A 22,414-nucleotide genomic window follows, 5' to 3' on the forward strand; every position below is an offset into this window, starting at 1 on the left:
GCTGGCCCCGCACGACGCCGCTGGGCGGCCCCCGGATCAGTTAGGCCAATCGGGTGAGGGGGTGCGGGGCGCGCATATGATCGGCGGAGCACGGCAGCCCCGGGAGGACGGGCCACCGCCGGTCCCGCCGAGCCACCAGGGGTGCGCCATCCGTTCCGTACGCGTCCACCTGCCCGCCCAGCGCGGCGAACTGCGCGACCGGCACGAGGACGGCCACCACCTCCACCACCTCGTGTGGCGGCTGGGCCCGGGCGTGCGGGTGTGCAGCAGCGCGGTGCTCGGCGGCGGCATCGGCCCCCGGGCCTGGATCCTCAACGCCCAGGTCCCCGGCGGTTACCCGCGCCTCGACCCGGACCGCCACCTCGCCGAGATCGCCGCCTCCGAGGGGCTCACCGGCTCCGGCGCCGGGCTGATGACCGCCGCCGACGTCGCTGCGTACACGACCGGCCACGACGGCGGCGTCACCGCGACCGTCACCACAGGCCTCGGCGTACGGGGCTGGGCGGCCGCTCCTGACGTGGACTGTCTCCCGCACCGGCCGGGCACGGTCAACATCGTCCTCACGCTCCCCGCCGCACTCTCCGACGCCGCCCTGGTCAACGCCGTCGCCACCGCCACCGAGGCCAAGGTGCAGGCCCTCCTGGACGCCGGACTCGACTGCTCGGGCACCCCCACGGACGCCGTGTGCGTCGCCGCCCCCGAACCGGGGCCCGACGGCGGCGAACCCTTCGCCGGACCCCGCTCCACCTGGGGCGCGCGGATCGCGCGCGCCGTGCACACGGCCGTACTGGCGGGCGCCCGCCCGGCCCGGGACCTCAGCTGACGGTCACCGGGTGCCGCACCACCGCGTCGAACAGATACCCCTGCGTGTTGTGGGCCGTCGCTTTGGGCTGCGTACGCCCCGACCGGTCCGTGGCCCGGGCCAGCAGCTCCGTCGCGCCCTTGACCGTCGGCACCCAGTCCACCGACCACCGCACCCAGCTCCCGGCCCGGGGCACGTCGTGCAGCCGGGCCCGCCGCCAGTGCTGCCCGCCGTCGGTGCTGACCTCCACCGACTTCACCGGCGCCCCGCCCGACCAGGAACGGCCGGTCAGCACGGTGCGGCGATGGGCGGGGAACGAGGCGCCCTGCACCAGCTCGAAAGCGCTCTTCAAGGTCTGGCGGGTCAGCGGGGCGCTGCCCTCCGGCGGATACCCGGGACCGAACAGCCGGTAGAGGCCCGTGTTCCACGGGGTGAGCAGCGGATCGGCGCTCACCTCGATGTCCCCGACCCACTTGATGTTGGCGATGCCCACCCACGACGGCGCGATGACGCGGACCGGGTACCCGTGGTCGGGCGGCAGCGGCTCGCCGTTCATCTCGTACGCGAGCAGGACGTCGTCCAGCGCCTTCGCCACCGGCAGCGGCCGGCGCACCCGACCCAGGTTCACCCCGTCCGTGACGACCTCCGCGTCCAGACCGCGCGGCAGCACGTCCACCGCGTGCCGCCCGATCCCGGCCCGCCGCAGCACATCCCCCAGCCGCACCCCGCGCCAGCGGGCCGCCCCGATCGCCCCGAGCGTCCACGCGGTACCGCTGACCGCCTGCCCCTGCTGCGAGGCGAAGAAGCTGCGCCCGTTGCCCGCGCACTCCACGAACCCGGTGCGGGACACCGAGGGCAGCCGCAGGAGGTCCGCGTAACTGAAGTCCACCGGACCGCCGTTGAGCCCGTCGCCCCAGACCGTCAGCTTCCAGGTGTCCCGGTCGATCTGCGGGGTGGCGGTGTGGTTGCGGACGAAGAACCGGTCGGCCGGGGTGAGGAGCCCGGTGCCTTTCAGCGCGGCGAAGTTGGTCTCGGCGTTGGTGCCGCGCAGCGTGAACAGTTCCGGCGGCAGCGGTTTGACCACACCGGGCAGCCCGGCGGCCGCCTGTGCGGCTGCCGGGCTGCCCGGGGCGGCTGCCGCCTGTGCCGGGGCGGCGACCGAGGCCAGCGGTACGGCCGCCGAGGCGGCGGCGACGAGCTTCAGCAGATCGCGGCGGTCGATCCCGGCGGAACGCGCTGTTCCGGCGGACCACTGCCGCAGCCGTATCCGGTCGTAGGCGTCCTCGGACGGTGGGGGAAGCGGGCTCATGGAAGCTCCTCGTGGAGAAGGGGGGACGGGGTGAGTGGGGATGGTGGCGGAAGCAACTCCCGTACGAAGGAGCCCACCTGACTGGTCTCGATGAGGAAACCGTCATGGCCGTAAGGGGAGTTGACGAGCCGCAGGCCGTCGGACCCCGGCAGCAGGGCCGCCAACTCCTCCTGCTGGGGCGGCGGATAGAGCCGGTCCGAGTCGACGCCCACGACCAGCGCGGGCATCGCCGCCCGGCGCAGCGCCCGGGCGGTGCCGCCCCGGCCCCGGCCGATGTCGTGCCCGTTCATCGCCTCGGTGCGGCGGCGGCCGGGGCGGCGAGCACCAGCAGCGAACCCGTACGCTCCGGCCTGCTCACCGCCCACTCCAGGGCCCGCATGCCGCCCATCGAGCCGCCGACCACGGCCGCCCACCGGCCGATGCCCAGGGCGTCGGCCAGCGCCGCCTCGGCCGCCACCTGGTCCCGTACCGTCAGATACGGGAACCGGGACCCCCAGGGCAGACCGTCGGGCCCCGGGGAAGAGGGGCCCGTACTGCCCTGGCAGCCGCCCAGCACGTTCGGCGCGACGACGAACCACCGGTCGGTGTCCAGCGCCCGGCCCGGGCCGACCAGCGCGTCCCACCAGCCGGGAGTGGGGTGGCCGGGACCCGCAGGACCAGCGGCATGGCTGTCGCCCGTCAGGGCGTGCAGGACCAGGACGGCGTTGGAGGAGTCCGCCGCCCGCTGCCCCCAGGTCTCGTACGCCAGGCGGACCCCCGGTAGCCGGACGCCGGACTCCAGGGGCAGCGGGTCCTCGATCGTCACCCAGCGGCGACGACCGGGCGGGTCCCCCTCCCTCCGGCCACCGGAGGCCGGAGGGAGGGGAAGCGTGGCGGACGCGGCGCTACGGTTCAGGACGCCGCCTTCGCGGCCCGGAACCCTGCCTCCAGGTCGGCCTTCAGGTCGTCCACGTTCTCCAGACCGACCGAGAGCCGCACCAGTCCGGGCGTGGCCCCGGTGGCGACGAGCTGCTCCTCGGTGAGCTGGCTGTGCGTGGTGGAGGCCGGGTGGATGATCAGGCTCCGTACGTCACCGATGTTGGCGAGGTGGCTGAACAGCTCTACCGCGTCCACGAACTGCTTGCCCGCCTCGGCGCCGCCCTTCAGCTCGAAGGCCAGCACCGCTCCCGCTCCCCGGGGCAGATAGCGCTGCCCCGCCTCGTACCAGCGGCTGGACGGCAGACCCGCGTAGTGCACGGTCTCCACCTCGTCGCGCTGTTCCAGCCAGCGGGCCAGCTCCAGCGCGTTGGAGGTGTGCCGCTCCAGCCGCAGGCTCAGCGTCTCGACGCCCTGGAGCAGCAGGAACGCCGAGTGCGGGGAGAGCGCCGGGCCCAGGTCGCGGAGCAGCTGGACGCGGAGCTTGATGGCGAAGGCGCCCGGGCCGAGCGCCGGCCAGTACTGGAGTCCGTGGTAGCTGGGGTCGGGCTCGTGGAACTCGGGGAAGCGCTCGGCGTGCGCGCCGAAGTCGAAGGTGCCGGCGTCCACGACGACCCCGCCGATGGTGGTGCCGTGGCCGCCGAGGAACTTGGTCGCGGAGTGGATGACGATGTCGGCGCCGTGCTCGATGGGCCGCAGCAGAAAGGGCGTCGGCACGGTGTTGTCCACGATCAGCGGGACACCGGCGGCGTGCGCGGTGTCGGCGACCGCCCGGATGTCCAGCACGTCGCCGCGCGGATTGCCGAGCGTCTCGGCGAAGAACGCCTTCGTGTTGGGGCGGACGGCGGCCTGCCAGGCGTCGAGGTCCTCGGGGTCGTCGACGAACGTCACCTCGATGCCGAACCGGGGCAGCGTGTGACGGAAGAGGTTGTAGGTGCCGCCGTAGAGCGAGGGCGAGGAGACGATGTGGTCGCCCGAACCGGCCAGCGTCAGCAGGGCGAGGGTCTCGGCCGCCTGCCCGGAGGCGAGCGCCACGGCGGCGACACCGCCCTCCAGCGCGGCGATGCGCTGCTCCAGGACGTCCTGCGTGGGGTTGTGGATGCGGGTGTAGATGTTGCCCGGCTCGGCGAGGGAGAACACGTCGGCCGCGTGCTGGGTGTCACGGAAGACGAAGGACGACGTCTGGTAGATCGGCACCGCGCGGGCACCCGTCGTCGGGTCCGGGGCGGCGCCCGAGTGGATCTGCTTGGTCTCGAACGACCACGCGGCGCCGGGATCCTGCCGGTTGACGTCCTCGGGGGTGTGGCCTGCGGTGACGGAGTCGAGGGGCTGGCTCATGTGGTTCCTCGCACGTGGTTCGGTCGCCGTACGGCGTACGTCCGCCGGTCGGCGGAGGCCCGGGTGGCGACGGGCTGTTCACGGACCGTAGGACGTGCCGGACCGGCCCGGAAGCGTGTCGCCCCCTTGGCCACGAACCTGCAATACGGCGGCAACGCAGAGGCCGGCCCGGGGGTCCGGACCGGCCCTGCGCGGGTGGAGGATCAGCGCCGCGCAGGGACCTCGGCGATGGAGCGGCCCGCCCACTCCGGCGCCTCTTCGGTGAGCCCGTCCAGCCGCTCGCGTACGGCATCGGGGAAGGGCACCGCGCGGCCCGCCCGCTGGTCCACATGGAGGGCCAGCAGCTCACCGGTCGCCACCGGTCCGGCCTCCGGCTCCGGTACGTCGTCGGCCGCGCCGACCACGTACATCTCGTGGACGAAGCGCAGCTTCTTCGCGTCCGCGCCCAACAGTCGGGTGCGGACGACGAGATGGGCGTCCACGGCCACGTCGCGGAGGTAGCGCAGGTGCGACTCGACGGTGTAGAGCGAGCAGCCGGTGGATTCCCGGTAGCCGGCGTGCAGACCGGTCTCGATCATCATCGAGTCGGTGGCGTACCCGAAGACGAGGACGTAGAACGCCTCGCTCATATGGCCGTTGTAGTCGATCCACTCGGGCCGTACGGTCCTGCGAAAGAGGGGGAGGGTCGAGGAGTCGTTCTCGGTCATCGGGCGGCCTCCCCGGTGGCGGTGGCGCCGGGCAGCCGGCCGGTCGCCCGCAGCACGTCGATGACGCCCCGGTCGCGCTCGGCGACCAGATCCGCGATGGTCCGGCCCGCGGCGGCCTCGTCGCAGCCCGCCACCACCGCCTCGTACAGCGCGCGGTCCAGTTCGGGTGCCCCAAGCCGGGTCCAGGGGGACTTCAGCGAGGGGCCGAAGTGGTCGAGCATATGGGCCATGCCGCCTTCGCCGCCCGCCAGCGCGAACGTCAGCATCGGCCCCATGACCGCCCACCGCAGCCCGGGCCCCTCGATGATCGACGCGTCTATCTCCCGTACGGTCGCCTCACCGTTCGCCACCATGTGCAGGGCCTCGCGCCACAGCGCCTCCTGGAGCCGGTTGGCGATGAAGCCGGGGACCTCGCGGTCCATGGTGATGACGGACTTGCCCGCCACCTCGTAGAAGCGTGAGGCCCACTCCACCGCGCCGGGCGCGGTCAGTTCGCCGCCGACGACCTCCACCAGGGGGATCAGATAAGGCGGGTTGAAGGGGTGCCCGACCACGAGCCGTGCGGCGCCGGGGGTCCCCGTCTGCATGTCGGTCATCGGATAGCCGGAGGTCGAGGAGGCGATCACCGTACCGGCGGGGGCGGCCGCGTCCAGCCGGGCCAGCAGGTCCCGCTTGAGCTCCAGCTTCTCCGGCGCGCTCTCCTGGACGAACTCGGCGCCGGCCGACGCCTCTTCGAGGCTCGCGGTCACGGTCAGCCGGTCCTGCGAGGCGCCTTCGGCGAGCCCGAGCTGTTCGAGCGCGGGCCAGGCCGCCGCGACCAGCCGGCGCAGCCGGGCCTCCGCGTCGGGGGCGGGGTCCCAGGCGGTGACGTCGTAGCCGCGCGCGAGGAAGTGGGCGGCCCAGCCGCCGCCGATCACTCCGGCCCCGACGCACGCGACACGGCGTACGTCCTCCGGGGCGCAGGGAGCGAGGACAGGGGGAGTGGGAGAAGGCATGGGGGAAGGCACGGGCGGGACTCCAGCAACGTCAGGAAGGTCAAGAAGGGAGCGGCGGGCGGTCATATGCGCGGGCGGAGGCCGAGCTGCTGCCGCGCCTCGTCGGGCGAGGCGACCCGGGAGCCCAGAGCCTCGGTGATCCGCACTGCGCGCTCCACCAGCTGGCCGTTGGTGGCCTTGATGCCCTTGCCCAGATAGAGGTTGTCCTCCAGACCCACCCGGACGTGCCCGCCGAGCAGGATCGACTGGGCGACCCAGGGCATCTGCATCCGGCCGAGCGCGAAGCTCGCCCAACGGGCGCCCTCGGGCAGCATGTTGACCATCGACTGGAGCACCCCCGGATCGGCGGGCGCGCCCCACGGAATGCCCATGCAGAGCTGGAAGACCGTGGGATCGTCGAGCAGCCCCTCGGCGAGGAGCTGCTTGGCGAACCACAGCTGCCCGGTGTCGAAGATCTCCAGCTCGGGCCGGACCCCGAGCTCCTGGATGCGCTTCGCGCCGGTGCGGAGCATGTCGGGGGTCGAGACGTAGAGGTTGCTGCCGTCGCCGAAGTTCAGCGAACCGCAGTCCAGGGTGCAGATGTCGGGCAGCAGGTCCTCCACGTGCGGCAGCCGCTCCAGACCGCCGACCAGGTCGGTGCCCGGCAGCTGCTTCAGCGGGGCCGCCGGGTCGATGACCAGGTCCCCGCCCATCCCGGCGGTCAGATTGATGACGACATCGGTGCCGGTCTCCCGGATCCGCTCCACGACCTCGCGGTAGAGACGGGGGTCGCGGGAGGGAGCGCCGGACTCCGGGTCGCGGACGTGGATGTGCACCACGGCGGCACCGGCTCCGGCGGCCTCCACGGCGGACGCGGCGATCTGCTCGGGTGTCACGGGGACGTGGGGACTGCGGCCGACGGTGTCACCGGCTCCGGTGAGGGCGCAGGTGATGATGACGTCCTGGTTCACGGGCATGCGGGGGTGTCTCCTCGGCGTGGGGGGAGCGGGGTTTCGGAGGGGGAGCGGTTACGCGATGGGCACGGCACTGACGTACGGGGTCAGGCAGCCGGCGCGGTCAGGCAGGCGTCCACGTGGGCGGTGAGGGCGTCGTGCATGGCCTGGGCGCCGGTGCCCGTGCCGGGGCTGTCGGGCGCGGTGGCCAGGACCTGGGAGGCCAGACCGTCGATCAGGGCGGTGAGGGTGAGGGCCGCGCCGTCCGGGTCGACGGGACGGAACACCCCCTGCTCGACCCCGCGCCGGATCACGTCGGAGACGGTCGTCCGCCACTGCCGGTAGTACTCGCGGTGGAGCTGCCCGACGGTGGTGGAGCGCGCCGCCTCGGCCCAGAGGTCGAGCCAGACACACCACTGGCGGCGCTGCTGCTCGGTGCGCGGCGTCTGGAGGTCGAGCAGGAGGCGCAGCTCGTCACCCGCGTGGACGGTTCCTTCGGTGGCCGCTGCCCGGCGGCGGGTGTCCTCGTCCATGCACCACCGCACCGCCGCTTCGAGCAGCTCGTCGCGGCCGGGGAAGTGGTAGTGGATCGCGGCGGTGCTCGTGCGGCAGGCGGTGGCGATGTCCGCGACCCGGACGGCGTGGAACCCGCGTTCGGCGATCAGTCGGACGGTCTCCCGCACGATCTGCAGGGGTCTGCCGCCCTCGGGTGCCGGAGCGGGCTCCGACGGGGGTGCGGGTGGCGAAGTGGGCGGCACCGCGGGCGTGGACACGGCGCCCAGCAGCCAGTTGGCGTCCACGCCGCCGATGTCGGCGATCCGGGCCAGCTCCGCGGCGGTGAAACGACGGGAACCGTTCAGGGAACGCGACAGCTTCGACGGGTCGATGACGATCCGCCGGGCGAACTCACGTGCGCTGACTCCCGCCGCGTCGATCACCTGACGGACCCGCGCGGCCACCTCGTACTGCTGCATGGCGGCAACCGTAACGAGCTGGTGAGAAAATCTCAACGCAGAACTCAGAGCTAAAGCTCTACGTCAGGGAAATTGAGGATCTGACTGGTGCATCAGTCAGATCGCATCACTCCTGTGTGAGCATCCCGCTGCGCAGCTTGCCCAGCATCCGGCTCAGCAGCCGCGAGACATGCATCTGGGAGATCCCCAGCTCCGCACCGATCTGGGCCTGCGTCAGCTCCTGGCCGAACCGCATGTCGATGATCCGGCGCTCCCGCTCGTCCAGTTCGCCCAGCAGGGGAGCGAGGGTGTGCAGGTTCTCCACGGTCTCGATGGCGGGATCCGGCTCGCCCAGGACGTCGGCGAAGGTCCGCCCGCCGGTGTTCTGGGGACCGGATTCCGAGGAGTCGGTCGGCATGTCCAGCGAGCCTGCGGTGTAGCCGTTGGACGCGACGATCCCCTCGGTGATCTCCGCCTCGTCCATCCCGAGGTGCTCGGCCAGTTCCTGCACGGTCGGGTCCCGGTCGAGGTCGGCGGCGAGGGCCTCCTTCGCCTTGGCGAGGTCGACCCGGAGTTCCTGGAGGCGCCGCGGCACGTGGACGGCCCAGCTGGTGTCCCGGAAGAACCGCTTGATCTCACCGACGATGTACGGGACGGCGAACGAGGTGAACTCGACCTCGCGGGACAGGTCGAAGCGGTCGATCGCCTTGATCAGCCCGATCGTGCCGACCTGGATGATGTCCTCCATGTCGCCGCTGCCCCGGTTGCGGAAGCGGTTGGCGGCGAACCGGACCAGCGACAGGTTCATCTCGATGAGCGTGTTGCGCGCGTACTGGTACTCGTGCGTGCCCTCCTCCAGGACCTGGAGGCGGTCGAAGAAGACCTTCGACAGGGCCCGTGCGTCCATGGGGGCGATCTTTCCGGCATCCTCGATCCACGGAAGTTCCTCCGTGGTGCCCGTCCGCTGCTCGGTACCGGTGGTCTGCGCGGTGTGCGCCGTCATCTCGTCACCCTCCCCTGGTCGTAGGCCATGAGGTTTACTCGCCTGCCCGGCCGTCCGGTCCTCATGCGTGCGGGAAGGGGTTCGATCTCGCCAGGCGTCACGAGTTGGCCGAAAACGGCTGGAGAGCGCCCGAAACGGGCCCCGTTCGGCCCTGAAACACCGTCATGGGGAGAGGCAGAGCCACAGGGGGCGCACAGAACCGCCCCACCGGTACGGGGGAGCCCGGTGGGGCGGTCGCCACCAGAGTGCCACAACCGGCAGGCAGTTGGGACCGGACCGGCGCGGATTGGCCGACGGATGAGTCGAATTCGCCGCTCCTCCGGGCGGGCGCACGCCGGTCGTCGGCGTGCTCCGGAACCTCTCCCTCCGGGGTCGCGGAGCCGGCCGGGCACCCCGGTTGATTGCGGCATCGTGAACAGTTCCCCGGCACGGAATACGCCCTGCGTCCCTCAGCTTTTCGCGGGTGGCGGGCGCGCGGCGCCAGGGCACCGGGGTGCCCGCCGGAAGGAACCGCGCGATGGACCGGATCGAGGGAGAACATGCGCAAGCCGTACGCGTACGAAGAGTGCCGCGGAGGGGTGGCACGGGGTGCAGCCGAAAGGCCCGATCCGATCGCCGAGGTGGGCCCGTGAGCACCGTCGACCCCGCGACACGGGAGCAGGCCGCCGCCCCGCTCTCCGCCCCGTCCGCCGCCCCCGCGGCACCCCACCCGCTGGACAACCCCGCGCTCGCCTCGCTCACGGGCCCGCACGCCCACTTCGCCGAGCGCCGCGGCCGGATCCTGCGCTACCCCGTCGACGTCACCCCCTGGACCGCTCACCCCGCCGTCCCGGACGCGCGGGACTGGGCCGATCTCGCGGCGCTCGCCGGTCCGGGCGGAACCATCGGCATGAACACGCTGAGGGGGGAGCCGCCGCAGGGCTGGGAGATCCTTCACCGGATCGGCGGAGTCCAGCTCGTCGATGTGTCGGTGGTCCCGGAGCCCGACGCGGAGGCCGTACGGCTCGGCCCGGCGGATGTGCCGGAGATGCTGGACCTGGTGGCGCGCACCCGCCCCGGCCCCTTCCTGCCGCGCACCGTGGAACTCGGCACCTATCTGGGCATCCGCCGGGGCGGCGCCCTGGTCGCCATGGCGGGGGAGCGGCTGCACCCGCCGGGCTGGACCGAGATCAGCGGGGTCTGCACCGACGCGTCCGTACGGGGTCAGGGTCTGGCGAGCCGCCTGGTCCGGGCGGTCGCGTACGGGATCCGTGAGCGGGGCGAGACGCCGTTCCTGCACACCTCCGCCGCCAACGCGGTGGCGATCCGGCTCTACGAATCGCTCGGCTTCCAGCTCCGTGCCCACACCGAGTTCCTCTCCGTCCTGGCCCCGGTGAGTTCTCCGCAGCGGTGACCGGGGCCGACGGGCACCCGTACAGGGGGCCGAAGGTCCCGGGCCGGACGTCCCGGTCGGGACGTTCGGCCCCGCCTCCGGGCCCTATGCCCCCCTGCGCCGGGGCCCGGATGCCGGTCAACTGGAAGGGACCGTCCGGACCACGGGCGGCAGCGAGCGGCGAACAGGAGGAGCGGGCGTGTCCCTGGGGAAAGCGCGCAGGGCACCGGGCCGGAAGACGGTCCTTCCCGGCACGGACGCGGGCGCCACGGCGGCCACGGGCCGGATCGGGAACTGGGCGCTGGCCGGCCTGGTGCTGCTGCTGAGCGCGCTGATCGTCCTCCTCGACGTGGTCACGGGTGAGGACCTCCGGGTCGTCCCCCTCCTCGTGGTCGTCCCCGCCCTGGCCTCCGTCTTCTGCAGCCTCCGGCAGACCGTGTGGGTCGCGGTCTGGATCACGGCGGTCGTCGTCGGCTCCGGGCTCGGCGGGGACGGCACCTTCTGGGACTTCGTGTTCGGCATCGGCTTCACCGTGCTGGCCTGCGCCCTCGGCGTCGCCGCCTGCGCGGCCCGCATACGCCACGCCACCGAGATGGACCGGCTCCGCTCCGCCGCCGTCGCCCTGCAACGCCAGATCCTGCGCCCCCTGCCCGTCATCACCGACCAGGTCTTCGCGTACGGCATCTACGAGCCGATCGAGGAGGACCGCTTCGTCGGCGGTGACATCTACGAGGTCGTCCAGTCGCCGTACGGGACCCGCGTCATCATCGGGGACGTCCAGGGCAAGGGGATCGCGGCCATAGGGGCCGGGTTCGCCGCGATCGCCGCGTTCCGTGAGGCGGCGGTCCGGGAGCCCACGCTGACCGGGGTGGTGGAGGCGCTGGAAGCCGCCGTCGTCCGGCACAACGCGTTCTCCGCCCAGACCGGCGAGGCCGAACGCTTCGTGACCGCGCTGGTCCTCGGGTTCGACGAGGAGGACCGCGTACAGGCGGTGAACTGCGGCCATCTGCCGCCGCGGCTGCTGCACGATGGCCGCGCCTCCGCCGTACGGCTGGAGCGGACCTACGTGCCCCTCGGCCTCGCCGGCCTCAGCCGGGAGACCCGCATGGCGGAGTCGTTCGCCCTCCCGCCCGGCGCCACCCTCCTCGTCGTCACCGACGGGGTGACGGAGGCCCGCGACGCGGCCCGCGCCTTCTACCCGCTGGACCGGCGGCTGGCCGGCTGGGCCGGACACGGTCCGCGCGAGCTGCTGGACGCGCTCCGCGTCGACCTGGAGACCTTCACCGGAGGCATCCGGCGCGACGACGTCGCCGCGCTCGCCCTGGGCAGGGCACCGGGCGACGGCGGACCGCTGCCCGCGGCCGTCGCCGATGAGGTCCGACCGGTCGCGGGGGCCGTGAGCGACTGAGCGGCCCCGTACGGACCAGGTGAATGTCCCCACGAGACGAATGTCGCGCGGGGACATTTTCAGGTGTACGGTGCACATATGAGCCCGGAAGAGAAGGTCCCGGAGCGTCCGACGCCGGACCGGAGGACGCCGGAGCGGCGCAGCCGCAAGGCCCGCCGCACCCGCGACACCCTGGCGCAGGCCGCGTTCGAGCTGGTGCTGGACCGGGGGCTGCGGCACGTCACGGTCGAGGAGATCGCGGAGGCCGCCGACGTCGACCGTCGCACCTTCAGCCGGTACTTCGCGAGCAAGGAAGCCGCCGCCCTCGATTCCCTGCGCGGCGACGGCGACCGGATCAACGAGGCCCTGCGGTCCCGCCCGGCCGGGGAGCCCCCGCTCCTCGCCTACCGGCGCGCCGTCCTCGCCTGGCTCGCCGACCCCGAGGCGGAGCCCTGGCACCGCCGCCCCCGGATCTTCGACCTCCTGACCGTCGCCGAGGAGGAGCCGACGCTCTACGCGGCCTTCCACCACATCCGGGTGGACGCCCAGGAGGACTCGATCGCCATCGTCGCGGACCGGCTCGGCGTCGACCCGCGCCAGGACATCCGCCCCGCCGTCACGGTGGCGGCGGGAGCGGGCGCCCTGCTCGCCGCCCAGGCCGCCTGGGTGCGCGGAGGCCGCCCGGACGCTCTGCCCGCGCTGGTCACCGAGGCGTTCGACGCCCTGGCGGCGGACCTGCTCACGGCACCGAGCGCGTCGCAGGGCCGGGACAGCACCACAGAACACACAGCAGAAGAGGCAACCTCATGAGCACCACCAGCACCAGCCCCACCACCCCCTCGGCCGAGTTCGCCGGCCGGACCGCCCTCGTCACCGGCGGCGCCTCCGGAATCGGTCTCGCCGTGGCCCGGCTGCTCGCCACCGCCGGCGCGGCCGTCGTCGTCGCCGACTACGACGAGGAGAGCGCCCGCAAGGCCGCCGCCCAGCTGGAGAGCACGGGAGCGCGGGCGGCCGCCGTACGCATGGACGTCACCGACCCGGCCTCCGTCGAAGCCGGTGTGCGGTTCACCGTGGAGACCTTCGGCGCCCTCCACCTGGCCGTGAACAACGCGGGCATCGCCGGTCCGGCCGCGCCCACCGGGGCATACCCCGTCGAGGACTGGGACCGCGTCGTCGCCACCAACCTCAGCGGTGTCTTCTACTCGATGCGCCACGAGCTGCCCGCCATCGTCGCGTCGGGCGGCGGGGCGGTCGTCAACATGTCCTCGATCCTCGGCACCAACGGCTTCGCGGGCTCGCCCGCCTATGTCGCCGCCAAGCACGGAGTCGTCGGCCTGACAAAAGCGGCGGCGCTCGAATACGCGGCACAGGGCGTGCGGATCAACGCGGTCGGCCCTGGCTTCATCGACACCCCGCTCCTGCGGAACGCCGACCCGCAGGCCCGCGAGCACCTGGTCTCCCTGCACCCGGCCGGACGCCTCGGCACGGCGGAGGAGGTCGCCGAACTCACCGTCTTCCTCCTCTCCGACAAGGCCTCCTTCATCCACGGCAGCTACCACCTGGTGGACGGCGGCTACTCCGCCCCGTAACGGCGCCCGGGTGGCGGGCGGGGGATCCGCGGGCGACAAAGAGAGCACAGCGCAGCGAAGAAGCGAGGAGACCCATGAAAGCCGTCCAGTACCGGGCCGTCGGTGCGGCCCCCGAGGTCGTCACCGTGCCGGACCCCGAGCCCGGCCCCGGCCAGGTCCTGCTGAAGGTCACCGCCGCCGGTGTCTGCCACTCCGACATCGCGGTGATGAGCTGGCCCGCCGACCAGATCCCCTTCCCGCTGCCCCTCACCCTCGGCCACGAGGGCGTCGGCACGGTCGCCGCCCTCGGCGACGGCGTGGACGGCCTCTCCGTGGGCGACTCCGTCGCGGTGTACGGGCCCTGGGGCTGCGGCATCTGCGTGAACTGCGCCGAGGGCAAGGAGAACTACTGCCTGCGCGCCAAGGTGCTCGGCATCATGCCGCCCGGACTCGGCGCCCCCGGCGCCATGGCCGAGTACATGATCGTCGACGACCCCCGCCACCTCGTGCCGATCGGCGACCTGGACCCGGTGAAGACGGTGTCGCTCACGGACGCCGGACTCACCCCGTACCACGCGATCAAGCGCTCCCTGCCGAAGCTCGTGCCCGGCTCGACGGCCGTCGTCATCGGCACCGGTGGCCTCGGGCACGTCGCGATCCAGCTCCTGCGCGCCATGACGGCCGCCCGGGTCATCGCCCTCGACGTCACCGAGGAGAAGCTCGACCTGGCCAGGGCCGTCGGCGCGCACGAGGCCGTCCTCTCCGACGAGAAGGCGGCGGCCCGCGTCAAGGAGCTGACCGGCGGACTCGGCGCGCACGTCGTGCTGGACTTCGTCGGAGCCCCGCCCACCGTCGAGACCGCCGGGGCCGTCGCCCGGGTCGACGGCGACGTCACGATCGTCGGCATCGGCGGCGGCGCGCTCCCGGTCGGCTTCGGTTCGCTCCCGTACGGCACGAGCGTCAGCGCCCCCTACTGGGGCTCGCGCAAGGAGCTCGCCGAGGTGCTCGACCTGGCGCACGCGGGGGCCGTCGACGTCCACGTGGAGACGTACTCCATCGACGAGGCCCCGCTCGCCTACGAGCGGCTGCACGACGGCCGGATCAACGGCCGCGCGGTGATCCTGCCGAACGGCTGAGCCCGTTCCCGTACGCCGATCGCGGGGCCGGCGAAAAATCCCCGGCCCCGCTCCCCACCCGCCGTTACACTCGATGCCATGCGTTCGTACTACTACTTCCGCTGATTCCCGGCCCGGACAGCCGCCGTGTGACGCCTGACGTCACCGGCTGACGCACACCGGCCGACCGCCGAGCACCGCCCGTGACCGCACCGGGCGGGGTTCGGCCGTATCGGTCCCCGGTGTGCCGCTGTCCCTCCGCCGTCCGGACACCCACGTGTCACGCCCCGCCCCGGCGCGTCTCCGTACGCGCCGCCGCGGGCCGTCACCCCAGGAATCAGGGAACAGGCACCCATGCACCCCCAGCGCGACCGCGCCCAACTGACCATGAAGGACGTCTCCAAGGCGTACGGGGACCGCTCCGTACTCGACCAGGTGACGCTCACCGTCCGCCCCGGCGAGAAGGCCGCCGTCATCGGCGAGAACGGCTCCGGCAAGTCCACCCTCCTGCGTCTGCTCGCCGGGACCGAGCGCCCCGACAGCGGCGAGATCACCGTCCGCTTCCCCGGCTCCACCGGCTATCTCGCCCAGACCCTCGCCCTCGATCCGGCCGACACCGTGCAGGACGCCGTCGACGCGGCCCTGGCCGAACTCCGCGCCCTGGAGGCGGCCATCCGCGAGGCGGAGGAGTCACTCTCGGCGGGGCGCGAGGCCACGGAGGCGGAACTCGCCGCGTACGGAGACCTCCTCACCGCCTACGAGGAACGCGACGGCTACCGCGCCGACGCCCGTACCGAGGCCGCTCTCCACGGCCTGGGCCTCGCCCACCTCACCCGCGACCGTACGCTCTCCACCCTCTCCGGTGGCGAACAGTCCCGCCTCGCCCTCGCCTGCGTCCTGGCGGCCGCCCCCGAACTGCTGCTCCTGGACGAGCCGACCAACCACCTCGACGTACGGGCGGTGAACTGGCTGGAGGACCACCTGCGCGCCCACCGGGGCACCGTCGTCGCCATCACCCACGACCGGGCGTTCCTGGAGCGGGTCACCTCGGTGATCCTGGAGGTCGACCGCGACCTGCGCACGGTCACCCGGTACGGGGACGGCTGGGACGGCTACCGCACCGCCAAGGCCGCCGCCCGCCGCCGCTGGGCGCAGGAGCATCAGGAGTACCTGTGCGACCTGGCCCGTACGGCGGAGCTGGTGGACGCGGCCGGACAGCGGCTCGCTGCCACCGGCAAGGACCCGCAGCAGGGGTTCGGCAAGCACCGCCGCTCCCACGAGGCCAAACTCTCCGGCCAGGTCAGGGCGGCGCGCACCCGGCTGGAGGCGCTGCGGCGCACACCCGTACCGGCCCCGCCGAAGCCGCTCGCCTTCACCGGCTGCCCGGCCCTGGCGGGGGAGACCCCGTCCGGCCCCCTGGTCGAGCTGGAGGACGTCTCCGTGGGGGAGCGGCTCCACCTCCCCGCCCTGCGCGTGGCGGCCGGGGCGCGTCTGCTGGTCACCGGGGACAACGGGGCCGGGAAGACCACGCTGTTGCGCGTCCTCGCAGGGGACCTGGCGCCCGACACCGGGACGGTCCTCCGCCGCGCCCGGGTCGGCTACCTCCCGCAGGAGCTGCCCGCCCGGCCGACCCGGCGCACCCTGCTCGCCACCTTTGCCGCCGGGCGCCCGGGCTTCCCCGACGAGTACGCGGACGAGCTCCTCGGCCTCGGCCTGTTCCGCCCCGAGGACCTCGGCGTGCCGGTCGCGTCGCTCTCCATCGGCCAGCAGCGCAGGCTGGCCCTGGCACGGCTGGTCACCCGTCCGGCCGATCTGCTGGTGCTGGACGAGCCGACGAACCACATCGCGCTGAGCCTGGTGGAGGAGGTGGAGGCGGCGCTCGCGGCGTACCCGGGAGCGGTGGTCGTCGTCTCGCACGACCGAAGCTTCCGGGCCCGCTTCACCGGTGACGTCCTGGAGCTGCGGTCCGGCCACCCGGTCTCCCGCCCGAACCGGCCTACGCCTCCGGGGAAGCGGCGGCCTCCCCGCGCACCTGAGCGCGCAGCCGCTTCACGAAGACGCGCTGGCCGACGATCAGCAGTTCGGCGGCCTGCTCCGGCGTGCACCAGGCGAACCGGTCCATCTCCGGGAACTCCTGCTGCACGCCGGAGCCGCGCGGCCACTCCATCGTGAACGTCCCCGGCACCACGGAGGCCACCTCCAGCTCGGCCTGAACCGCCCACACGGTCACCGTCTTGCCGCTGCGCTGACGCGCCTCGCCGAGCGGCAGCCAGACCCCGTCCGGCACCGGCACCCCCAGCTCCTCCTCAAACTCCCGCCGCGCGGCCGCCGCCGGCTCCTCGTCGGGGCCGTACTCACCCTTCGGCACCGACCAGGCGGCCTCCTCCCGCCCCGCCCAGAACGGCCCGCCCATGTGCCCGATCAGCACCTCGACATCCCGCTCGCCCCCCGTACCCGTGGTCCGGAAGAGAAGAAGCCCCGCACTGCGCTTGCCTGCCGACATGTCGTCAAGTCTGCAAGCACGGTGTGCGGCACGCCAACCGACGGGCGCTGCACAGGCGGAAGGGGGCGGAGCCGCATGGCGGACCCCGCCCCCACCCGTCGTACGACTACGTCTTGCGGTAGCCGTACGCCTCCGAGGCCGCCGCCTCCACCGCGCCGATGTCCCCGCCCGACGACGCGGTCACCACGGCGGCGACCGCGCCCTCCACGAACGGCGCGTCGACCAGCCGCGTGTTCTCCGGCAGCTCGTCGCCCTCGGCGAGCATCGCCTTCACCGTGAGGACGGCGCTCCCGAGATCCACGAGAACCGCGACCCCGGCGCCCCGGTCCACCGAGGCGGCGGCCCGGCCGATCAGCTCGGCGCTGGTGCCGAGCCCGCCGTTCGGCAGCCCGCCCGCCGCCGCGACGGGGGCCGTCACGCCGCCGGCGGCAAGGCCCCGGGCCAGCTCGGCGACCGATTCCGCGACCGGACCGCTGTGCGAGACGAGCACGATGCCCACCTGCGGTGCGCCGCTCATGCCTCCGCACCCCCGTCCCGCGCGGTCTCCGCCAACGCCTCGACCAGCAGGGCCGCCGACGTCGCCCCCGGGTCCTGGTGGCCGATGCTGCGCTCGCCGAGATAGCTCGCCCGCCCCTTGCGCGCCTGCAACGGCACCGTGGCCTCGGCGCCCGCGCGGGCCGCGTCCGCAGCCCCCTGGAACGACGAGGCCAGGGCCTCCGCCGCCGGCAGCAGCGCGTCCAGCATCGTCTTGTCCCCGGCCTGCGCCCCGCCGAGCTGCCCCACCGCCGCCACACCCGCGGCGAACGCCTGGGCGAGCTGGTCCCGCGTCACCTCGGCGTCCTCGCCGAGCGCCTTGCCCGTACGGCGCAGCAGCGTCCCGTACAACGGTCCGGACGCCCCGCCGACGGTCGAGATCAGCTGCCGCCCCGCCAGGGTCAGCACCGCACCCGGAGTCGCGGGCGCGTCCTTCTCCAGGACGGCCGCCACCGCCGTGAAGCCGCGCTGGAGGTTGCTGCCGTGGTCGGCGTCGCCGATCGCCGAGTCCAGTTCGGTCAGTCGGTCCGCCTCACGGTCCACGGCGGTCGCGGTGGCCGCCATCCAGCGGCGGAAGAAGTCGGCGTCGAGCACATGATCTCCTGTTCCCCGGGCCTGTCCGGCACGGTCGGTACGGGTGACGAGCACGGCCGGGTCCGGCGCGGGGCTCACCGGCCCCAGCGGAGCGCGGGCGTTGCCACGGGCGCGTCCCACAGCCGCAGCAGCTCCTCGTCGACCTGGCACAGCGTCACCGAGCAGCCTGCCATGTCGAGCGAGGTCACGTAGTTCCCCACGAGCGTACGAGCCACCGGCACACCCCGTTCGGTGAGCACCCGCTGGACCTCGGCGTTGAACCCGTACAGCTCCAGCAGGGGCGTCGCCCCCATCCCGTTGACCAGCGCCAGCACGGGGCCGTCCGGCCGGAGGTCCTCCAGCACCGCGTCCACCGCGAAATCGGCGATCTCGCCCGAGGTCATCATCGGCCGCCGCTCCCGCCCCGGCTCACCGTGGATCCCGATGCCCAACTCCAGCTCACCGGAGGGCAGATCGAAGGTGGGGCTGCCCTTCGCCGGAGTGGTGACCGCGCTGAGCGCCACCCCGAAGCTCCGCGAGGACCCGTTCACCTGCCGGGCCACCGAGGCCACCCGCTCCAGGGGCGCGCCCTCGTCCGCGGCCGCCCCGGCGATCTTCTCGACGAAGAGCGTTGCCCCCGTACCGCGCCGCCCGGCCGTGAAGGTGCTGTCGCTCACCGCCACGTCGTCGTCCACCACGACCTGGGTGACCTGGATGCCCTCGTCCTCGGCGAGCTCGGCGGCCATCTCGAAGTTCAGTACGTCACCGGTGTAGTTCTTGACGACGAAGAGCACCCCCGCCCCGCTGTCCACCGCCGCTGCCGCCCGCACCATCTGGTCCGGCACGGGCGAGGTGAACACCTCCCCGGGACAGGCGGCCGACAGCATCCCGGGCCCGACGAACCCGGCATGCAACGGCTCGTGCCCCGACCCGCCCCCCGAGACGAGCGCCACCTTCCCGGCCACCGGCGCGTCCCGCCGTACGACGACCCGGTTCTCCACGTCGACGGTCAGCTCCGGGTGCGCGGCGGCCATGCCCCGCAGGGCGTCGGCGACGACGGTCTCGGGGACGTTGATGAGCATTTTCATGCCAATCTCCTGGTGAGCGTAGCAGAGGGCTTCGTGACCTGCGTTTTTCCAGGTCAGCAAGGGTGTGGCCAGTTGTGGATCTTGGCGGTCCGTGGCGGCTTGCCGCGCGTTGTGGCGGTACTGATGCTGCCTGCTCGCTGAGTTTCCTGACCAGTCGTCAGTTTGTTGGCGCGGTGCTTTTGATCTTGAGGGATGGCTTCTGGGCGCTTCAACGTGATGATGCCAACGTGGCGTGTGCGATGCCACCGCAAAGGCGGCTCGCGAAGATCCAGGGCTCAAAGCGTCAGGGGCGGGGGGTGGCCGGCGTTGGTCCAGGTCAGCTCCCAGCTCGATTCCTGGGGTGCGGGGCAGGGGCGCAGGTGGGCGTGGATGAGGGTGCCGCTGGCTCCGATGTCCAGGCGGGTGTTGGCGTGCTCGAACGCGGCGAGGGCGCGGGCGGGGCCGGCGCCGGGGTGGTCGAGGTCGGCCTGGCGGAGCATGCTGCGGACCTGTCCCATCAGGGTCGCGGCCCGCAGGTCGTGGCCGGTGATGTCCCCGATCGAGACCGCCAGCAGGGCCTGCTCCACGATGTCGACCTCGTGGGCCTCGTCCCAGCCCAGCACCAGGGTGCCCAGCGGGATCACCGTGCCGGGCAGCGGCACGCACACCGCGCTGGACAATCCGAGGCTGTGGAACGCCGCGACCGCCTCGGGGGCGTAGTCCCGGCGCAGCTCCGCCTCGTCGGTGACGACGATGGTGCGGTTCTCCTTCGCCGCCCGCGCGGTGGGCCACCCGGAATCCAGGTCGTAGGTCTCGTGGGCGCTCTCCATAGGCGCGCTGCCGGTCTCGTCGATCAGCCGCCGCAACCGGCCCTTGCGGGCGTTGTCGACCAGGACGAGGCCGACGTAGACGGGCTTCAGGTCGCTGGTGACCAGATCCCGCACCGTCGGCGGACCTCGCCCAGACCCGTGGTGTCGGCCAGGGCGTCGGCCGCGCTCAGCAACAGCTGCGAGCGGTCCAGCGCGCTCTGGTAGCGGCGGGCGCTCGTCTCGGCTTCGCCGAAGGCGTGCTGACGCTGGCGCGAGACGATCCGCAGCCGCAGCTCGGCACTGCACGCGGCGGCCAGGTCCTCCAGCAGCGCCAGTTCCCGCTCGCTCCACTGCCGGGGTTCGGTGTCGATCGCGCACAACGACCCCAGGACGTGCCCGTCACCGTCGGTCAGGGGCATCCCCGCGTAGCCGACCACACCCAAATTCGGAATGGCCAAGGACGCACAGGTGCGAGCGTCCTCACGGGCATCGGTCAGCACCAGGGGCTTCTCTTCGGCGACCACATGTTGGCACAGCGAGTGCGTCAACGGCGTCTGCCGGCTCTCCGCCCACGGATCGTTCAGCCCCACCATGCCCGGAAACACCTGCCGTGCCGGCTCCACCAACGACACCAGCGCCACCGGCACGCCCACCAGCTCAGCGGCGAGCCGAGCGAACCGCTCCATGCCTGCGTCTGACGCCGCGCTCAGCCCCGTTTCCCGCAGCGCACCGACCCGGCCCTCATCGCTCAGCAGCGACAGCGGAACGTCTCTGCCAGATCCCGCCATCACGCACTCCTGCAATCGCACCCAGGCGTCAAGACATTTGAGGCGCGGCAACAGTAGCCCAGCACGACACCCTCACGGCGATGCCGCCCGCACCACGTGGCTGGCCACATTCGGGGATCGGCCATCGTGACCGATACCCGAACGCTGTGTCCCCGGGCGCCGCACCGGGATCCACGGCAAGAAGGGACATTTGTGACGCGTCTCGGGGTAGACGGGCTCGCATGCACGGACAACATGCGCGTCCTACGAGCACTCTGTTCGGCCCGATGTCTCCAACTCAGGAAATGGCGAACAGCCAGGAAGGTCCCCGGCACTCTCGCCGTGGCCGACCCCTGGTCCGCTTGCGGCGTCGGCTCCTCGTCTACCGATCGATCGAGTTCCTGTCCTCCCGCGTCCCCGGCGGCCCCCATCCGGACGAGGAATGCCTCCTCCTGGTCCATATCCGCAAGGTCGTCGGCCAAGTCCGCTACCGGCTCTGTGATCATTGCGAACAAGGTGTCATCACCGGCGTAACTCTGGAAGAGCGCTTCCGTAGCACCGGGCTGGGAACCCGCGCCCTGTCGCATCTGCGCTCCCGTCACCCGCGCGTGAAATGGCGCAGCACCCTGAACCTGCGCGCGACACGTGATCTCCTGCGCCGCATGTCCATCCCTGCAACCGGTGCGACCGGCTCGTGCCCGCACACCGGAGAGCCGCGCCTGCGGCTTCAGAGGCCCTAAGAGGCTCGTGCCGGCATGCGGACATGGTGACTGACTTCGATCAGCCCATGACCGACAGCCCAGGCTCACGGGCCGAGGCGTTGGACGATCTCGTTCTGCTCGCCGTGCAACGACGTCACGCCGCGATGCCGTCTTCCGCACTTCGCGGCAGCCGGCGGGCTTACGGGTGCGGCCGGGTGGCGGTGTCGAGGTAGAACGCGTCGATGCTCTGGACGGCTTGCTCGAAGGCGTCCAGGTTGACGGGCTTGGTCACGTAGGCGTTGGCGTGGCTGGTGTAGGCGCCGGTGACGTCGTCCGGGGCGGTGGACGTGGTGAGGACGACGACCGGGATGGCCTGCAGTTTCTCGTCGGTCTTCAGGATCTTCAAAAGATCGTGGCCGTTCATGCGGGGCATGTTGAGGTCGAGGACGATGAGGTCGGGCCGGACCGTGCCGGGGGTACGGAGGTGCTCCAGAGCGGCAACTCCGTCGGTGACCTGGACCAGGTTGCGGGCTCCGCGCTCGGAGAGTGCTTCTTCGATGAGCATGGCGTCGGCGATGTCGTCCTCGACGAGCAGGACGTCGAAGGGGCGGGCGGGAGTGGTCATCGTCGGGTGCTCCGTGGGCTTTTCGTTCGAGTGGTGGAAGAGTCCCGGCCAGCGGCGCCGGGCGCCTTGGCGGGTCATGTCGCAGGCGGCGCCGATCTGTGGGTAGCCGGCACCCGCGCGGGCGGCGTCCGTGGCCGCCTGCCGCTGAAGGCGTTCCGTGGCCTGCTGCAACTGGTCCAGCACGTGGAGCAGTGTCAGCGGGTACGCCGCATCACCGGACGCGGGAGGTGCCGTGCTCTGCTGCAGCTGGCGGGCAAGACGATGCGCGAGATCGCCGATCCTCGCGTCCGCGATCGCGGCAGTCTCCTCAGGAGTGGTCCGCAGTACGAAGTCCTTGCCTGGCATACCCGGCACTGTAGGCCCCCGAGCACTGCGGCGACAACATGCGTTGTCGGATGGGTTTAGAGTGTGCTGGCCGCACTCCACCGAGCGGCTTCCC

At 72.6% G+C, this 22,414-nt stretch carries 19 protein-coding genes and 3 pseudogenes; 7 read left to right on the top strand and 15 right to left on the bottom strand.

Annotated elements, in window-relative coordinates; genetic code table 11:
- Nucleotides 1-76: 76 nt before the first annotated feature.
- Complete coding sequence (locus R2B67_RS34250; protein WP_317824333.1) at nt 77-823, top strand: adenosylcobinamide amidohydrolase; 747 nt, start codon at nt 77-79, stop codon at nt 821-823.
- Here the strand turns inward: R2B67_RS34250 and R2B67_RS34255 are convergent.
- The 8 genes and pseudogenes from R2B67_RS34255 to R2B67_RS34290 all read right to left on the bottom strand — a co-directional run bounded on the left by R2B67_RS34255 (nt 816) and on the right by R2B67_RS34290 (nt 8,954).
- A complete protein-coding gene (locus R2B67_RS34255) occupies nt 816-2,111 on the bottom strand; it encodes a sulfite oxidase (RefSeq protein ID WP_317824340.1) in 1,296 nt (431 codons plus the stop codon). The genes R2B67_RS34250 and R2B67_RS34255 overlap by 8 nt on opposite strands.
- A pseudogene (locus R2B67_RS34260) lies at nt 2,108-3,006 on the bottom strand (homoserine O-acetyltransferase family protein). The gene R2B67_RS34255 and the pseudogene R2B67_RS34260 overlap by 4 nt, the downstream one beginning before the upstream one ends.
- Nucleotides 3,003-4,364, bottom strand: a complete 1,362-nt coding sequence (locus R2B67_RS34265; protein WP_128852687.1) for a bifunctional o-acetylhomoserine/o-acetylserine sulfhydrylase — start codon at nt 4,362-4,364, stop codon at nt 3,003-3,005. Before R2B67_RS34265 ends, R2B67_RS34260 begins: the two are co-directional and overlap by 4 nt.
- Before the next feature lie 203 nt (nt 4,365-4,567).
- Entirely contained in the window at nt 4,568-5,071 is a 504-nt protein-coding gene (locus R2B67_RS34270; RefSeq protein WP_317824345.1) for a thioesterase family protein, read from the bottom strand.
- Entirely contained in the window at nt 5,068-6,066 is a 999-nt protein-coding gene (locus R2B67_RS34275) for a 3-hydroxyacyl-CoA dehydrogenase NAD-binding domain-containing protein (RefSeq protein ID WP_317824347.1), read from the bottom strand. The genes R2B67_RS34270 and R2B67_RS34275 overlap by 4 nt, the downstream gene beginning before the upstream one ends.
- A gap of 62 nt (nt 6,067-6,128) precedes the next feature.
- Nucleotides 6,129-7,022: a beta-keto acid cleavage family enzyme gene (locus tag R2B67_RS34280; RefSeq protein WP_317824349.1), complete on the bottom strand. Its 894-nt coding sequence runs from the start codon at nt 7,020-7,022 to the stop codon at nt 6,129-6,131.
- A gap of 83 nt (nt 7,023-7,105) precedes the next feature.
- The gene (locus R2B67_RS34285) at nt 7,106-7,972 is read right to left on the bottom strand and encodes a TetR/AcrR family transcriptional regulator (RefSeq protein ID WP_317824351.1); all 867 of its coding nucleotides are present in this window, start codon (nt 7,970-7,972) and stop codon (nt 7,106-7,108) included.
- A gap of 106 nt (nt 7,973-8,078) precedes the next feature.
- On the bottom strand, nt 8,079-8,954 hold the full coding sequence (locus R2B67_RS34290; protein WP_317824353.1) for a SigB/SigF/SigG family RNA polymerase sigma factor: 876 nt from the start codon (nt 8,952-8,954) through the stop codon (nt 8,079-8,081).
- Nucleotides 8,955-9,582: 628 nt separating this feature from the next.
- Between R2B67_RS34290 and R2B67_RS34295 the strand changes: the two genes are divergently transcribed.
- The 6 genes from R2B67_RS34295 to abc-f all read left to right on the top strand — a co-directional run bounded on the left by R2B67_RS34295 (nt 9,583) and on the right by abc-f (nt 16,568).
- On the top strand, nt 9,583-10,347 hold the full coding sequence (locus R2B67_RS34295; protein ID WP_381074763.1) for a GNAT family N-acetyltransferase: 765 nt from the start codon (nt 9,583-9,585) through the stop codon (nt 10,345-10,347).
- A 178-nt stretch (nt 10,348-10,525) separates the two neighbouring features.
- Nucleotides 10,526-11,734 (top strand): PP2C family protein-serine/threonine phosphatase, encoded by a 1,209-nt coding sequence (locus tag R2B67_RS34300; protein WP_317824355.1) that lies wholly within the window; start codon nt 10,526-10,528, stop codon nt 11,732-11,734.
- Nucleotides 11,735-11,812: 78 nt separating this feature from the next.
- The gene (locus tag R2B67_RS34305; RefSeq protein WP_317824357.1) at nt 11,813-12,523 is read left to right on the top strand and encodes a TetR family transcriptional regulator; all 711 of its coding nucleotides are present in this window, start codon (nt 11,813-11,815) and stop codon (nt 12,521-12,523) included.
- Complete coding sequence (locus R2B67_RS34310; protein WP_317824359.1) at nt 12,520-13,302, top strand: SDR family NAD(P)-dependent oxidoreductase; 783 nt, start codon at nt 12,520-12,522, stop codon at nt 13,300-13,302. The genes R2B67_RS34305 and R2B67_RS34310 overlap by 4 nt, the downstream gene beginning before the upstream one ends.
- 74 nt (nt 13,303-13,376) lie before the next feature.
- A complete protein-coding gene (locus R2B67_RS34315) occupies nt 13,377-14,417 on the top strand; it encodes an NAD(P)-dependent alcohol dehydrogenase (protein ID WP_317824361.1) in 1,041 nt (346 codons plus the stop codon).
- A 333-nt stretch (nt 14,418-14,750) separates the two neighbouring features.
- Nucleotides 14,751-16,568: a ribosomal protection-like ABC-F family protein gene (gene abc-f / locus R2B67_RS34320; RefSeq protein WP_455679984.1), complete on the top strand. Its 1,818-nt coding sequence runs from the start codon at nt 14,751-14,753 to the stop codon at nt 16,566-16,568.
- Here the strand turns inward: abc-f and R2B67_RS34325 are convergent.
- The 7 genes and pseudogenes from R2B67_RS34325 to R2B67_RS34355 form a co-directional block, all read right to left on the bottom strand.
- A pseudogene (locus tag R2B67_RS34325) lies at nt 16,504-16,899 on the bottom strand (NUDIX domain-containing protein); the annotation flags it as partial. The gene abc-f and the pseudogene R2B67_RS34325 sit on opposite strands and share 65 nt — an antisense overlap.
- Nucleotides 16,900-17,005: 106 nt before the next feature.
- Nucleotides 17,006-17,416: a PTS-dependent dihydroxyacetone kinase phosphotransferase subunit DhaM gene (locus tag R2B67_RS34330; protein ID WP_109976600.1), complete on the bottom strand. Its 411-nt coding sequence runs from the start codon at nt 17,414-17,416 to the stop codon at nt 17,006-17,008.
- On the bottom strand, nt 17,413-18,027 hold the full coding sequence (gene dhaL, locus R2B67_RS34335) for a dihydroxyacetone kinase subunit DhaL (RefSeq protein ID WP_317825039.1): 615 nt from the start codon (nt 18,025-18,027) through the stop codon (nt 17,413-17,415). Before dhaL ends, R2B67_RS34330 begins: the two co-directional genes overlap by 4 nt.
- Nucleotides 18,028-18,101: 74 nt before the next feature.
- The gene (gene dhaK, locus R2B67_RS34340; protein WP_317824366.1) at nt 18,102-19,094 is read right to left on the bottom strand and encodes a dihydroxyacetone kinase subunit DhaK; all 993 of its coding nucleotides are present in this window, start codon (nt 19,092-19,094) and stop codon (nt 18,102-18,104) included.
- 275 nt (nt 19,095-19,369) lie between these two features.
- Complete coding sequence (locus R2B67_RS34345; RefSeq protein ID WP_317824368.1) at nt 19,370-20,017, bottom strand: SpoIIE family protein phosphatase; 648 nt, start codon at nt 20,015-20,017, stop codon at nt 19,370-19,372.
- Nucleotides 20,018-20,136: 119 nt separating this feature from the next.
- Nucleotides 20,137-20,634, bottom strand: a pseudogene (locus tag R2B67_RS34350) (GAF domain-containing protein); the annotation flags it as partial.
- 915 nt (nt 20,635-21,549) lie between these two features.
- Nucleotides 21,550-22,320, bottom strand: coding sequence for a response regulator (locus tag R2B67_RS34355; protein WP_317824370.1), 771 nt, complete (start codon nt 22,318-22,320; stop codon nt 21,550-21,552).
- Between the last annotated feature and the right edge of the window lie 94 nt (nt 22,321-22,414).

The organism is Streptomyces cyaneofuscatus, assembly GCF_033109485.1.
GTDB lineage: Bacteria > Actinomycetota > Actinomycetes > Streptomycetales > Streptomycetaceae > Streptomyces > Streptomyces cyaneofuscatus.